This window comes from Frankia sp. Allo2 (genome assembly GCF_000733325.1).
GTDB lineage: Bacteria > Actinomycetota > Actinomycetes > Frankiales > Frankiaceae > Frankia > Frankia casuarinae.
This window is the reverse complement of the sequence record NZ_JPHT01000062.1, coordinates 1-13391: the sequence shown is the minus strand read 5'-3', so window position 1 is coordinate 13391 and position 13391 is coordinate 1. Positions and strand designations below refer to the sequence as shown.

At 68.4% G+C, this 13391-nt stretch carries 14 protein-coding genes; 6 read left to right on the top strand and 8 right to left on the bottom strand.

Features of this window, described 5'->3' with window-relative positions:
- Window positions 1-179 precede the first annotated feature (179 nt).
- The 3 genes from ALLO2_RS26055 to ALLO2_RS21875 form a co-directional block, all read right to left on the bottom strand.
- Window positions 180-335, bottom strand: coding sequence for a hypothetical protein (locus ALLO2_RS26055; RefSeq protein WP_160323922.1), 156 nt, complete (start codon window positions 333-335; stop codon window positions 180-182).
- A 783-nt stretch (window positions 336-1118) separates the two neighbouring features.
- Window positions 1119-1436, bottom strand: a complete 318-nt coding sequence (locus ALLO2_RS26050; protein WP_035734514.1) for a hypothetical protein — start codon at window positions 1434-1436, stop codon at window positions 1119-1121.
- 1579 nt (window positions 1437-3015) lie between these two features.
- Complete coding sequence (locus ALLO2_RS21875) at window positions 3016-3657, bottom strand: ATP-binding protein (protein WP_157493486.1); 642 nt, start codon at window positions 3655-3657, stop codon at window positions 3016-3018.
- A 384-nt stretch (window positions 3658-4041) separates the two neighbouring features.
- Here ALLO2_RS21875 and ALLO2_RS21870 point away from each other — a divergent pair, with 384 nt between their 5' ends.
- Both ALLO2_RS21870 and ALLO2_RS21865 read left to right on the top strand, forming a co-directional pair.
- A complete protein-coding gene (locus tag ALLO2_RS21870) occupies window positions 4042-4914 on the top strand; it encodes a helix-turn-helix transcriptional regulator (RefSeq protein ID WP_023840392.1) in 873 nt (290 codons plus the stop codon).
- Window positions 4915-4927: 13 nt separating this feature from the next.
- Window positions 4928-5137, top strand: coding sequence for a DUF397 domain-containing protein (locus tag ALLO2_RS21865; protein ID WP_035734520.1), 210 nt, complete (start codon window positions 4928-4930; stop codon window positions 5135-5137).
- A gap of 118 nt (window positions 5138-5255) precedes the next feature.
- On the opposite strand, the gene ALLO2_RS21860 is transcribed toward ALLO2_RS21865, so the two are convergent.
- The 5 genes from ALLO2_RS21860 to ALLO2_RS26735 form a co-directional block, all read right to left on the bottom strand.
- A complete protein-coding gene (locus ALLO2_RS21860) occupies window positions 5256-6338 on the bottom strand; it encodes a glycosyltransferase (RefSeq protein ID WP_023840394.1) in 1083 nt (360 codons plus the stop codon).
- A gap of 21 nt (window positions 6339-6359) precedes the next feature.
- Window positions 6360-7490: a TRM11 family methyltransferase gene (locus ALLO2_RS23675; RefSeq protein ID WP_023840395.1), complete on the bottom strand. Its 1131-nt coding sequence runs from the start codon at window positions 7488-7490 to the stop codon at window positions 6360-6362.
- Between the two features lie 42 nt (window positions 7491-7532).
- Window positions 7533-8531, bottom strand: coding sequence for a GNAT family N-acetyltransferase (locus tag ALLO2_RS21850; RefSeq protein ID WP_023840396.1), 999 nt, complete (start codon window positions 8529-8531; stop codon window positions 7533-7535).
- On the bottom strand, window positions 8524-9219 hold the full coding sequence (locus ALLO2_RS21845) for a class I SAM-dependent methyltransferase (protein WP_023840397.1): 696 nt from the start codon (window positions 9217-9219) through the stop codon (window positions 8524-8526). The genes ALLO2_RS21850 and ALLO2_RS21845 overlap by 8 nt, the downstream gene beginning before the upstream one ends.
- Window positions 9220-9362: 143 nt before the next feature.
- Window positions 9363-9572, bottom strand: coding sequence for a hypothetical protein (locus ALLO2_RS26735; protein ID WP_160323737.1), 210 nt, complete (start codon window positions 9570-9572; stop codon window positions 9363-9365).
- Window positions 9573-9842: 270 nt separating this feature from the next.
- On the opposite strand from ALLO2_RS26735, the gene ALLO2_RS21840 reads away from it, so the two are divergent.
- The 4 genes from ALLO2_RS21840 to ALLO2_RS21825 all read left to right on the top strand — a co-directional run.
- Entirely contained in the window at window positions 9843-10511 is a 669-nt protein-coding gene (locus ALLO2_RS21840; protein WP_232235259.1) for a glycosyltransferase family 4 protein, read from the top strand.
- Window positions 10511-11677, top strand: a complete 1167-nt coding sequence (locus ALLO2_RS23670; RefSeq protein WP_023840399.1) for a glycosyltransferase family 4 protein — start codon at window positions 10511-10513, stop codon at window positions 11675-11677. Before ALLO2_RS21840 ends, ALLO2_RS23670 begins: the two co-directional genes overlap by 1 nt.
- Window positions 11674-12453, top strand: coding sequence for a PIG-L deacetylase family protein (locus ALLO2_RS21830; RefSeq protein ID WP_023840400.1), 780 nt, complete (start codon window positions 11674-11676; stop codon window positions 12451-12453). Before ALLO2_RS23670 ends, ALLO2_RS21830 begins: the two co-directional genes overlap by 4 nt.
- Window positions 12454-13022: 569 nt before the next feature.
- Window positions 13023-13391 (top strand): transposase domain-containing protein (locus tag ALLO2_RS21825; RefSeq protein ID WP_035734510.1); only part of this gene is annotated, 369 nt, incomplete at its 3' end.

Here is a 13391-nt window from a genome sequence, read left to right as displayed (position 1 = left end):
GTTGCTCGTCTGTGCTTAGCCCTTAGAGCAATACCCGACGTGAGACACGCGCCTATTCGACGAGGTGGATGGTGCAGTAGCGGGTGGCGGTGCGGGCGAGTCGGGCGTCGGCGTAGACGAGGGCGTTGGCGAGCACGGAAGCGTCCACTACGACCATCACGTCCCGTCATGGTTCCCGCTCAGGCGGAGCCCGGCAGCGGGCCGCCCCGCGAGGAGGTGAGTCCGTCGCGCCGCCGTGACCTACTCGGCACCGGCATCCTTCTTGCCGCCAGCACCGCCACGACTGGCGCCACCAGCCGCGCCGCGCAGATCTCCCGCGCCATCGCCGCGTCCACCCCGGACCCCCTCAGTGTCGCCCAGCTCCACCAGGGCATCCAACGCCTCACCCNGATNTACNCCACNACNCCGCNNGNNGANCTNCTCGGACCNGTCGAACANGCGTGGGANGANGCNGAAGCCCGNNTNGAAACCNGNGTNNCCGGCNCCGACCGTCGCGANCTCGAACTCCTCGCCGGCCAATACGCCTTCTACCGTGGTCGACTCGCCTTCGACATGGGCGATGACGACGGCGCGTTGACGTTCTTCGTCCTCGCCGCTCAACACGCCCANGCAGCCGGTNACCCACTACTTNCCGGATCGGTTGCCGCCATGCGCTCCGCCGTGGCCTTCTTCGCCCGCGAGTTCGAGACCGCTGCGGACATCGCCGCCCAGGCCCAGCCGCAGGCGCACCCCTATATCGTCCCGCTCCTCGCCTGCGCACAGGCCCGCGCCTACGCCATCACCAGCCGCGAAGACGAAGCACTAACCGCCTTGCGGACCATGAATGATCATGTCTGGACCGGCAACCGCCTGCCAGGACCTTCACCGATCGACGAAGAGTCCAGCGAAGCTTTCAATGCGGTGGTACTCGGCTATCTCGGCAAGGGTGACGAAGCCGAGCCACACGCCCGCGCATCGTTGGCGATGCTCAGCGGAACCGGACGGTACGTCAGCACCGCCGGCACCACCCCTTGGTCACACATGGCAAGTGGTATTCGCGTATCGGCCGTAGGCGCCGGTGGGCGCGCAGGGCGCGGTGTTCTGGGCATATGGGCGACGGCGGTCCCTTGCTCGGGAGATCAGGCGGCGGGTGGTCGCCGGACGAGCACGCCCGCGATGAGGGTGGCGACCGCTGGCGGGACGGGCGGGGCCTCGGCGAGCGTCTCGGCCATCCAGCGCGCTACCGCGTCGGCGTCATCGCCGTCCGATTCGGCATCGTGGGCGTCGCGTGTCCTGGCGGCAGAGTGGAGCGTCGGCCCGCTGGCGTCCGGCGCCGCTGTGAGGTCGTCTCTGTCCGTGCCCGCCGTGCCGGTCTGCGGTGGCCCGTCCCCGGTCTGTGCTGGCTTGTCGTGCGAATCGGCGGAGGCAGGACGGCGGAGGCGGGACGGATCGACCACGGCACCTCACACAGAACGGGCGGGAGGAATTCGGCGTATAAACGCTAACCGCGCCATCCGTTTCTGCCAAGCGCGCGCATTCCGCCGGCCACTCCCGCCCATGACCATGATTAGATACGATGCCGGTAATGGCACTGAGTCTTGGCCCACTTGGGTACGGGTCAGATGTCCGCTGATCTGCACCGATGCGCCAGTCCGGGTGTACCCGCTAAGCAGGTACGCCGTTAGGGTCTCCGTTGGGGCCGCGCACAGGGCATCGGTTAGGACACGCATCAATCAGGACATTTCCTCGCAAAAGCGGCCCGGGTATGTGAGTGAGATCACAGAGGAAAAGGGTTCTCTGTGGTCCTGCTGGCACCCTCTGCGGGCCGCATGCCGTCCGTGCCAGATGTCGCTGTCAGGGAAGGCCGACCGTCAGGGCTATCGGATGCCCGTAAGACGCGCGAGTCGTCCTGCCTCCGGAGAACGGCACGGAAAGGGGCCACGTCGCGTATCCGCGGCCCGCATTTATACTTTGAACAGTACCCGTTGGGTATTTAAGTCGCGGAGTGCTTGGGTGGGTGTGAAAGGTGCTGTGACCTGCGCCAGCGCGATATTTCGGACCCGCCCATCTTTATGGGTAGTCCGATGGGCGATCCGGTGGGGGATCCGGTGGGCGGACAGACAGGATGCCGGACAATTCCATTAAATGGGGCTTAGCGGACATGTGGGAGGCTGTCGCGCGTCGGTGCCCAGCGGCCGGGGCCACGGCCGTCCAGATGTGAACACGTGACCTGTAGAGGTACGAGTCGGGCTGTGCTCGGATAGTACCAGCGGGCGTGCGACCTGCGCCAGCAGGCACCGCCGGGTAGCCGCTCAGATGGGGGACCGGCACGGAGACCGGTACGGCCACCCGACAGGCAGGGGGTTTGCCGTCGCCCTCCCGTGCACTCTCCCGGCTGTCACTCGTGGCGGCCTGGGACACGCCAGACGATCTCGACGGAGGGGGCCAGAAACGCGTACGTCGCATGCGCGCGGTCGATGCTGGAGAAGCTGGCCCACAGGTTGCCGTCCGGGCTCACGACGTTGACATGGTCGCGGCAGTCGAGCCCCCACGCGAGGATCGGGGAGTCGTCGTGGTCGGCACCGTCGTCGACGAGCGCAAACAGGCGTGGTGCCTGCCGGGCAACGAACGCCGTGAGTGGTTCCGCTGGTCCGGGCGCAGTGGCGGGCGGTCGTGGGTCGGTCTGTCCGTCGTCGCTGGTCGCGGGATGGTGGAGGCTGTCAAGTGTCATGGGTGCTCCTTCGTGCTGGCTGGGTGTGCGCTGTGTGGGGTAAGGGTCGGCGAGACCGAGAACGGCCGAGGCCGCCGCGTCAACCTGGTGACGGGCGGCTGTGAGGTGACCGGCCCCGACCCGCTCGGCGTGGTCGTAGGCGTCCAGGGCGTCGCAGAGCGCGGCCCATCGGCGGGAGGNCGGNTCGATCGGGGGGNCGAACAGACCGAGTACCTGCGCGATCTGGTCGGCTGGTACCAGCTTGCGCATCCCGGCCAGCAGCACCACAGGTCGCAGGTGCTCAGGCACGGCAGAGCGGACGATCGTCATCGGCGGGTCGCCTCCGGCTGGATGCCGCGGTGGCGGGTGCCGGTGTGGTGCCAGTCGGTCCTGCCATGCCTGGGGGATGGGCGGTGCCAGTCATCGAGGCCGCGTAGACGGTCGATGACCCGTTGTAGGGTGGCCGGATCGTTGCGGAAGGTGACGGGGGCGGCGGGGGCTGGTACGGGCGCAGGTGCACGGGTCGGCAACGCCGCGGTGCTGCCGGTGGGGACGGTTGGCGTCGCGGCCGGGAGCTGTGCCCAGACCNCCTTCCCGCCGGTCCGGCCCAGATACCAGGCCCATCGCAGGCTGACCGCGTCCACCAGCGCGAGGCCGCGCCCGTTCTCCTGGTCCGGCTGCGCGACAGTCAAGACGGGTGGGGCCGTGCTGGCGTCCCACATCTCCACGGTCAACACTGCGTAGCAGACGGTCAGCCGCAGCGCGACGCCGCCATCCGGGTGGCTGGTCTTCACAGCGTTGGAGGCCAACTCGCACGCGACGAGTTCGGCCACGTCAACGGTGTCCGCGTCGACCGACCAGGCCGTGAGCGTGCGGACCGTGCTCGCGCGAGCGTCGGGAACAGCGGCAGCGATCGACGGGAAGTGCGCCACGGCTACCCGGATCACGGGCGACGGGTCGGCGTTCACGCTGAGCCCCTGATCGTGCCCGGCCGCAGTCCGGCCACAACATCACACACAAGATCTCCCCGCCCCGTTGTCGCTGGCTTGGCGCTGTCCCCACCGGGCCTTGCCTTGCGGCGGTTCCTCCGGCGGGGACAGCGGATTGTGTGGAGGGCAGGCCGCGCCGCCTGTTGACCGACGTCCACCCGCGTCGCCCCCTGTCATCTCGCCGGGCCACGCGCGTCTGGAGGCGAGGCCCCTGATTGCCACGGATCGTGGCGATGTACTGTCCCGTAGCATGCCCCCGCATCATGCTGTTTTGCAAGGTATGCATGGGCATCCTTTGCGGAAGGCTGTGGGGTAGCAGGTCACAGGGGGCAGAGCGCCGCCTGGAAGCGAGAGGAGCACTCTGTGCCGAGGCAACGTCAGGCACCGCCGACGGTGCGGTCCCGTCGGCTGGCGTTCGAGCTGCGCCGCCTACGCGAAGCCGCTGGTCTCACCCGGGAGCAGGTCTCCGAGGAGACCGGGATCAACCCTGCCACGCTCTACCGGCACGAGACCGCCACCGCCAGCTCCCGCCCCCAGCGCCGCACGATGATCGCGCTGCTCAACATGTACGGCGTTACTGACCAGCAGCGCGCCGACCTCCTCGCCCTGTCCCGAGAAGCCGACGCACAGGGCTGGCTACGGCCCTACCACGCCGAGCTGCCGGAGCACTACACCGCCTACATCAGCTTCGAGGCCGAAGCCCGCACCGTCCGCAACTACGAGTCCCTGTTCATCCCCGGCCTGCTCCAGACCGAGGACTACGCGCGTGCCGTCATCCGCGGCAACCTACCCATGGCCAGCCAGACCGAGATCGACCAGCGTGTCCAAGCCCGAATGGAACGCCAGGCCCTGCTGGCCAAGGAGGACCCGTTGCGCCTGTGGGCCGTCGTTGACGAGGCCGCTGTTCACCGCCAGGTCGGCGGGCCGAAGGTCATGCATCGGCAACTGGCCAGGATCACCGAGGCTGCCGGCGAGCCGCACATCACGGTCCAGGTCATCCCGTACGCGGCCGGCGCGCACGCCGGCATGCTCGGGTCGTTCGTGCTCATGGACTTCCCGAACTCGGCCGACCCTGAGATCATCTACGTCGAGAGCATGGCCGGTGACCTGTTTCTGGAGGCCGAGGCCGACATCCGGCGGTATAGATTGTCCTTTGACAACCTCGCTGCCGTGGCACTCAGCCCTGACGACTCGACGAGCCTGATCGCCAGCCTGGCAGCGGAGGGCAAGGAGTGAGAAGGTGCGGACCGTGCAGCAGGTGGATCTCTCCGCAGCAGTGTGGCGCAAGAGCAGCTACAGCGGCGGCAACGGCCAGTGCGTTGAGGTCGCCTTCCTAGACGCCGGGCTAGTCGCTGTGCGTGACTCCAAAAACCAGGGCGGACCTGTTCTGATCTTCACTCCGGGCGAATGGGATGCGTTTCTCGGCGGTGCGAAGGACGGAGAGTTCGAGCGGCCGTAGGCGCCCGCTGTAGAACAGCGAGTGGAGTAAGGCCATGCTACAGAGGGGCCGCACCGACGGCATCGCGTGCGACAGCAGCTCTTGGGCGCAGTCGGACGGGAGAAGGTGTTCTCATCGGTCAGGAGACGATCTCCCGTAGCAGTTTGTCGAGCGAGCCCGCTCCGGCGTCGCGCGTCGGTCCACTGCCCTGAGTACCAGGACGCAGCAACGACCGGTCCGCGCAGGCGGCCCGCAGAAGCGCGACCAGGCCATCCACGTCATCGTGGACGATGTGGTGGAAACGGGCGGCACCCGGGATCGCCAGGAGTGCCGCTCCGGACGGGCAGATCGCGATGACCGGAATGCCAACGGCAAGGCAGTCATACGCCTTGGCCGGGATACGTGACTCCACGGCGCTGGCGTGGTCGAGGGTGATGACCGCGGCATCCGCGCGGGCGAGTCTTGCGTAGAGCGCGGGGCGGGAGATGGCGGGTTCGCGGGCCGCCCGGACAGCGATGGTGGCGGCTGCGTCCCCAACGACGGTGAGCGTGGCGGTCTCCGGTCCGACGCGGTCGAGCGCGGTGGCGAGGATGCCAGGCCCGTTGCGTCCATACCAGTAGCCGCCGAAGACGAGATCGAGCGGTGTGCCGTCACGGCGCCGGTCTGCCATCGGTTGCGGCACGCCGGCCAGGTCGGCGGGATCGAACCCGTTCGGAACCGAAAAAATCTTGTCGTTTGGCACTTCCAACCGTGCGGCGAGCAGGCGCCCGAAGGCAGGGCCTCCCGCGAAGGTCACGGCACGGGCCCGTCGGAGGGCGACGCTTTCCAGAGCTCCGGTGATCCGCGCCAGCGCAGGGGGGTGCGCTCGGGCGCTCCACGGATCGCGGTAGTCCACGACAACGAGCAGACCGCGGCGGATCAACGTCGCGGCGGCGAGGAGGGAGAACGGGGGGACGGAGACGACAACCACGCCGTGGCGCACAGCTCGCAGCGCTGGCAGCGAGCGCCAAGCCACGGCTGGCCGCACGTCGCCCTCGATACCCGCCTGCTCCAGCGCCTGGCCGACTGACGGCGGCAGGCGATCCACGACGGCTTGGATCGGCGACCGCCGCGCCGGTGGCACGTCAAGCACATCGACGTGCCAGCCGCGAAGGATCAGACCTGCCCGTAGCGCGGCAACGCGGCTGCTGACCGCTCCAGGTGCGGCAACGCCGGTCGTCACGAAGGTGACCTGATGTGGCACCTACATCGTCGCCGTTGTGGTGGGTGAATCCTCCAGATCGGAGTTCCTGGCGTCCTCCGAGCGGCCGTAGGCCCAGATCCTGGTGGGTGTGCCGAGCAGACGCAGCGGATGGGCGCCAAGGAGGGTCAGCCCGCGCGGGTTCCTGGGTACCGGTGGTGGCACGAGGACGACGACCCGTCCGCCGGGACGGGTGATCCGGGCGAACTCGCGCAGCGCGTCACGCAGCCAGGCATGCGGGTCCCCGTCAACCGTGAACTGTTTCCCGAACGGGAGGTTGCTCACGACAGCATCGAAACCGCCGTCGGGATGCGGCAGCTTCAGCGCGTCCGCCTGCTCCAGGCGGATTCCCGGGAGGTTCGTGCTGGCGATGTCGACCGCCTCCGGGTCGACGTCCGAGCCACGCGCCTGCCAGCCGAGGTCGAGCGCTTCGCGGATGATCGTTCCTGACCCGCAGCAGGGGTCCAACAGTTCGCCGGGGTTCTGCCCAGCCAGGCGGACCATCGCGGCGGCGACGACTGGGCGCAGTGCCCCGTGACGTTCGCTTTCCCTGCCCTCGCCGTGTTGTCGCATCCGCCGGTCGGACAGCCGCAGGCCGGCGAGGAAGTGGCCCTTGCGGTATTCGAGTACCCAGATCTCCAACTCCGCCGGGTCGGCAGGGCGCCACCGCGGCCGATGCGTGGCGATCGTGTCAGTGACGGCACGGCGTAGTTCGGTCCGCTTGAAACGGCGTTCGTCCAGGACCCTGGTGATCACGCGATAGGTCATCGCGGAGCCAAGGTGGCGGACGAACCGGGCCCAAACCGACAGTGCCCGTTCCAGGCCGGTACGGGTGACGAGCGCCGCGGCAACCTGACGAGGCCCTGCGTTGCCGTCCGCTTCGCCGATCGTGGTGAACACGTCCTCGGCGAGCCTGAGATCAGACAGCTCCCACTGGGCTCCTCGGCGTGCCTGGAAACGGACGATGTCGGCGCGTCCGTCGAAGCCGGGCTTGTCGTCGGGGTCCAGGTCCGGATGGTCGGTGATCTCGGACGACAGGAGCCCGCCCAGGCCGGGCAGGGTGGCAGCGAGGAACCCGGGGACACCCGGACGAGACTCTGCCGGGTGCCGCGTCCTTTCACGGTGACCGGCCATGACCCCCAACCTACCAATGATCTGTCGCAGGTCGGTGAGCCCTCATCCCGGGGCCAGAACTTCGCGGAGATGCCGAGGGGAAGCGCCAAGATCGAACTTGTACGGCTCGTCACCCCGCCCCATCTCGATCAGGCTGACTCCTTCCTGGATCGCNGCGGCGGCTGCTTCGGCGAGAAGCTGGTGGCTCGGGCAGTAGCCGGCGAACTCCGGGTCGAAAGTGCTCATGTAGAGCAGGTCGGCCGAGCCCAGCCGGAAGTACAGGGCCTGCGCGATGGGGCGGTCCAGGTACAGAAGCTGGGCAAGCAGGCAGCGGCCGGTCCGGGCGAGCCCGCTGGCGGCGGTGGCGAGGAACTCGGGGAAACGAGGGTGGCGGTCCATCACCGGGAGTTCGTCGAACCTGCCGCGCGTCCGCCAGGCGGCGAGCCGGGCGGCGACGAAGTCGGGGATCGCGTCGTGGAGCTGGACGGGTTCGGTGATCCTGGTCATGGTGAGAGGGCCGGACCGCTCGCAGGCGCGGCGCAGCCGGCGCAGTTCCCGCCAACGGCCCCGAGACCAGCCGGGTATGCACGCCAGCGAGCCCCACGCCGAGTCCGGTTCGCGCAGGTGCAGGACCGGCGCAGGAGTGCCGGGTCGGTTCGGCGCGAAATCGACCAGGACACCGGCAGGCCGGACGTCGGTCAGGAGAACCGACGCCGTCGACGGCGACCGCGAGACGATCTCCTGGACGAGCCGTGCCACGGCTGGCCCGGCGTGCGGTGACTCCGGCCGTAACCGGACGTCGTGCTCGTCCCCGAGTGGGCTCCCCGCCCAGGTCAGTCCGTTCGCGCCGGCCGTCAGCGGCAGAATCCCGAGCGGACCGCTCTCGGTGGAGTTGGCGACCAGCAGCCGAGGCGAGCCGAGATCGGGAAAGAACCGCCAGGCGGCGAGGCACCAGGCCGGCGAGGTGAAGATGCCGCTGGCACCGTCGGCCGGCATCTCCTCCCAGACCGGAGCGTAGGCGGTGGCCTCCGCGAGCGTCGTGCACGTCGTGACGTCAATCACGGGCTGACTGGAACGGGCTGTAGTCGAAGCGGCCGAAGTAGTCGCGGAGCAAAGGAATGATCTGTTCCTGGCCGGAGAACGCCAGCTCCCGCCCTCGGATCTCGTTCTCCCAATGCACGGGAGTGGTCCAGATCCGCTGGTCGGAACGCCACGTGGTGGCCACCGGAGCCGGGACGAACTCGACGAGCGACAGCCACACCTGCTTGGGGACGAACAGCAGCTCGTCGTCCTCGTGGAACACCAGCCAGCGGTGCTTCTCGTATCCGGGATACCGCGGTGTCAGCGGTCCGACGTCCACGTCGAAGGTGCACTCGATCCACACAGATGGAACTTCGACGTAACCGCGGCGGGCCACCCTGCTCAGCTCTCGGCACACTGCGATCGGGTCGCGAACGTCCTCCAGGGTCTGTCCGCAGAAGGCGAAGTCGAACGACTTGTCGTCGAACGGCCAGGGGGTGTCGCAGATGTCGAACTGGTGCCACGTCGAGGTGTCGTACCGCTCGGGTCCAGGGCCCAGGCGACCGCCGCCCGCGCGGGTGTCGTACGGCAACAGGTCCACCACGTGGTCAGCGCGGTTGAGTGGCTTCCACCATCCGCCGACGTCGACTACCTGATCGTCAGGGCTGACGCGGGCCAGCGCCGCGGCGAGATTGTCCGGATGTGGGTCAGGAAAACGGATCAGATCCATATCACCCGGATGCTACGATCCTCCCGTCCTGATGCCAAGGGTAGTCAGGTTGTGACGGGGGATGGATGGTGGGCGGTGGCCGGGACCAACGGGTGCTCTTCCTCACCCATCACCTCCCGTGGCCAGCGTCCAGTGGCGGGCGGCTACGCGAAGCCCAGCTCCTGGAGCGGCTTGCCCACCGATTCGATATCGATCTTGTCGCGATCTCGAAGGTTCCGGAGGCTGACCGCCGCGCGGTCGACGAGGCTCTTGTCCGGGGAATTCGCGCGCAGGTCTTCGCGGCGCACCAGTCGCCTCGCCCGCGTCTCAGCCCGCATGTCAGACGGCATCGGTCCGCCAGTGCGCGTGCTCACCTCGCTTCCTGGTGGTCGCGCCACCAGGACTGTCTGGTTCACGTGGAAGGGCATTACCTGCTCGGACTGCTCCCGCCCCCGGCCCGCTCGCGTGCCCTGGTCGTCGAACACAACATCGAATCGTCTCTTCTCTGGCAGCAGGCAGACCTCGCGACCAGCGGCCGGGAACGCCGACGACTGCGCAGCGCCGCCACGCTGACGCAGGACACGGAGCGCCTTGCCTGGCGGACGGCGGCGGCCGTCGGAGCGATCNCCCCCGAGGACTGCGCCGTGATCCGTCGGCACGCGCCGTTCGCCACGGTCCACCATCTGCCGAACGGAGCCGATCACCTACACGCCGCACCCGTCCCATGCGCGGACAGGGACGCGGCAGTCAGCGACCTGTTGTTCGTCGGGAACTTTGCCTACCCGCCAAGCCAGGATGCGGCCAGATGGCTGCTTACCGCGATTTTCCCGGCAGTGACGGCGAGCCGCCCTTCGACGACCCTCACCTTCACCGGCTCCGGTCCGCCGACATGGCTTGTCGAGGCCGCTCGTGTCGACCCGCGGGTGAGGGTCACTGGCCCGGTGCCCGACCTCACCGGATGGCTGGACGCCGCACAGGTCGTCGTCTGCCCTCTCCGTATCGGCGGGGGNGNGNAGGNCAAGGNCCTGGNAGCCCNCNGCCNGGGNCGGGNAGNCGTCACGACATCGGTGGGCGTCCAGGGCCTCGGCGAGCTACCAGCAGGAGCGGTCCTCGTTCGAGACGACGCCTCTTCGATCGCCCAGTCCTGCCTGAGCCTTCTCGCGTCGGCCGAGATCCGCCGGTCCCAGCAGGAATGCGCACAGGACGCGGTGCGACTGCTGCCCACCTGGGACCAGGCCGCCGATGCGCTGGCCCGAGTATGGGATTCGTGGGCCGGTGTCACCCGCCGTCCCGACCTGGCTGTCACACCCTGATGAGCAGCGGAGCGCGCCGGGTCCTGCACGTCATCGTTCCGCAGAAGGCCGGAGCGGTCGGCGGAGCCGACCTTCACGTCCGCGACCTCGCCGTCGCGCAGCGCCGGGCAGGAAGCTGGCAACCGCTGATCCTGGCCCCGCGAGCTACCGCTCACTATCTCGGCCTGCTGAGTGAGGCGGGTCTGCCCGTCGTCACCACGCCGCCACCGCATGGTATCCGCTGCCTGGCGGAGCTGCCCCGCAGACACGGCGTCGCGCTCGTCCACGCCCACGGCTACGAGGCCAACTACCTCCTCGCGTCCATGCGGCTGCTGACCGGCACGTGGCGACGCATCCCGGCCGCGGTCACGGCGCACGGCTGGATCGAGACGACGCGATGGCTTCACCTGAAGTCCGCGTTGGACCGCCGCAGCGGTCGCGTTGCCGCCATCGCCTTCGCCACAGCCCACCGGCATGTCCACCAGCTCGACCATCCGGGCCGGACCGCCAGCATCGTCGTCCACAACGGCATCGACCCGCCGGACCCTTCGCGCCTGGAAGACCTGCGCCGGAACCGTCAGCACCTGCGGCGCACACTCGGCGTCCCGCCAGACTGCTTTCTGGCCGGGACGGTTGGCCGCCTGTCCCAGGAGAAGAGACTCGACCTCTTTCTTGAGGCAGCTCGATCCGTGGCGGCGGCCAGCCCTGCCGCGCATTTCCTTGTCGTTGGCGGAGGAAGCGAACTGCCGCATCTCCGAAGCATCGCCGTCGCACTCGGTCTCGACCAGCGAGTGACCTTCACCGGCCTCGTGGACGACACGACCTCGATCTACGCCGCGCTCGACGTCATGGTGCAACCCTCCGACATCGAAGGCTCGCCACGCACGGTTGTGGAAGCCATGGCCCATGAAGTACCTGTGGTCGCTACCGACGTCGGAGACGTCGCCCACCTGCTCGACTTCGGGAACGCCGGTGTCCTGATTCCTCGGCGCGACACCACGGCCTTGTCCGCGGCGGTTCTCGACCTCCTCGGCAATGGAGAAAAGGCACGCGCGCTCGCCAAGCTCGGGCGCCAGCACTATACGCGGAATTTCACGCTCGACCGGATGTGCCGAGCAGTCGCCGACGGCTACGATCTTGCCTTCGACGGGAAAGATGCTCCGCAACGTGCGGGGAAGCCAGCGTGACCGGTGTCGACGGCACGCAGCTGATCGTCTCTCCGCATCTCGACGACGCCGCGCTGTCCGCAGGCGCGTGGATCGCGGAGCTGGCAAGCGCCGGGACGGAGATCCACGTCCTGACCTTGTTCGCGGGTTTCCCCGCCGACAACGACCTGTCTCCGGTGGCACGGGATTTTCACGACCGCTGTGGCCTGCCGCATAACGGCACCGCCTTCGAGATACGGCGCGGCGAGGACGCTGCTGCCCTCACCATTCTGGGGGCACACGCCCACCACGCAGACTTCCACGACGCGATCTACCGACGCCGGCCGGACCGCGCCTGGCACTGCACCCACGGCCAAGCGATGTTCGACACCTCGCTTCCAGCCGAACCCAACCTACGGTCGTCCCTTGAGGCAGCCATCGAGACGCGGTGCCACCGGCTACGACCCACCCGCATCCTGACCTGCGCGGGAATCGGCCATCACGTGGACCACCGTGCCACACGAGACGCAGCCCTCAGCGTGGCCGGCAGACTTGGAATCGCGGCCGAGACCTGGGAGGATCTCCCATACGCTGCGGAGGCAACGGCAGAGCGCCCGGACGTCGCGGGCACACCCATAGTTCGAGCACCAGCCCCTGAATCATGGTCACGGAAGTACGCCGCCATAGCGAGCTACACCAGCCAGGTCCGGATGCTGTGGCCTCAGGGACAGGACTGGGTGGAAGCGCTCAACGAGCATGCTCTCGCCCACGACGCGGATGGCGCCGGCGAACTCTACTGGACGATAGAACAAGAATAGAAGTGCTTCGTCGCGGGTCCGGTAGCCGCGTCCCCGCCGTCACCCGCGATGTGACAACCATGTTGCCATTCAAGATCGCTGTGCAGGTGCGATGCCCAGCGGGGGTAGTCATAGTGGACTGGTCAATGTGGACCAGTGATCGCTGGCATCGACCGTGCATATCACAGCGTCGCAGGTCAGCGCCCTGGTACCACCGACGCTCCGGGCCACTGGCTTTTGCATCGGCCCCCGACGACGCCGCGTCCTGCCACAGGAGGCGCTTCCCCGCACGATGACGGCGCTTCCCTGACGGCGGCACTCCCACTGTCTCTTCGGCCCCTTCACGCTCGACCCCGCCAACGGTCCAGAGTCGGCCATGGGGGGGATACGTCGGGAAGACGGTTCAACACGCCAGCATGGTTCTCTGCGGCTATAGCGGGCATACGATGAAGGCCCCCGACGCCGTCTGCCGGGGGCATTTCTGCGGTGACGTGGGCTACCGGCAATGCCACTTCCACTATTTGGATCTTGGCTGGCTGTGGTGTGTCGGTTCGGGTGGATCTGCCGGGTTGACGGCATGATCCTGGGCTGTGACGGACACGGGTAGCCAGCTGACGGACTGGATNTCGTTGGGGGTCCTGACGTCGTTCGTCTCGCGGGACGCGGTTGATGNGGCGATCGAGGCGACCGGGAGAGGTGCCCGGCGTTCCGACACGACGATCCCGCCGCGGGTCGCGGTCTACTTCGTGATGGCGCTCGCGTTGTTCGCGGACGACGACTACGAGGCGGTCGCGTGCCGGCTCGCCGCCACCCTGGACGATCTCGATGTGGTGGGGCCGCGGTGGGAACCGACCTCGGGCGGGTTGACGAAAGCCCGCCAGCGGCTCGGTTCAGCGCCGCTGGCGGAACTGTTCTGCCAGGTCGCCGGGCCGGTCGCGGACCTCGACACGGTCGGGGCG

Excerpts from the sequence above, each read along its gene's own strand:
- ALLO2_RS23675 (WP_023840395.1), bottom strand. The coding sequence starts at position 7,490 with ATGGCCGGTCACCGTGAAAGGACGCGGCACCCGGCAGAGTCTCGTCCG.
- ALLO2_RS23670 (WP_023840399.1), top strand. The coding sequence starts at position 10,511 with ATGAGCAGCGGAGCGCGCCGGGTCCTGCACGTCATCGTTCCGCAGAAG.
- ALLO2_RS21845 (WP_023840397.1), bottom strand. The coding sequence starts at position 9,219 with ATGGATCTGATCCGTTTTCCTGACCCACATCCGGACAATCTCGCCGCG.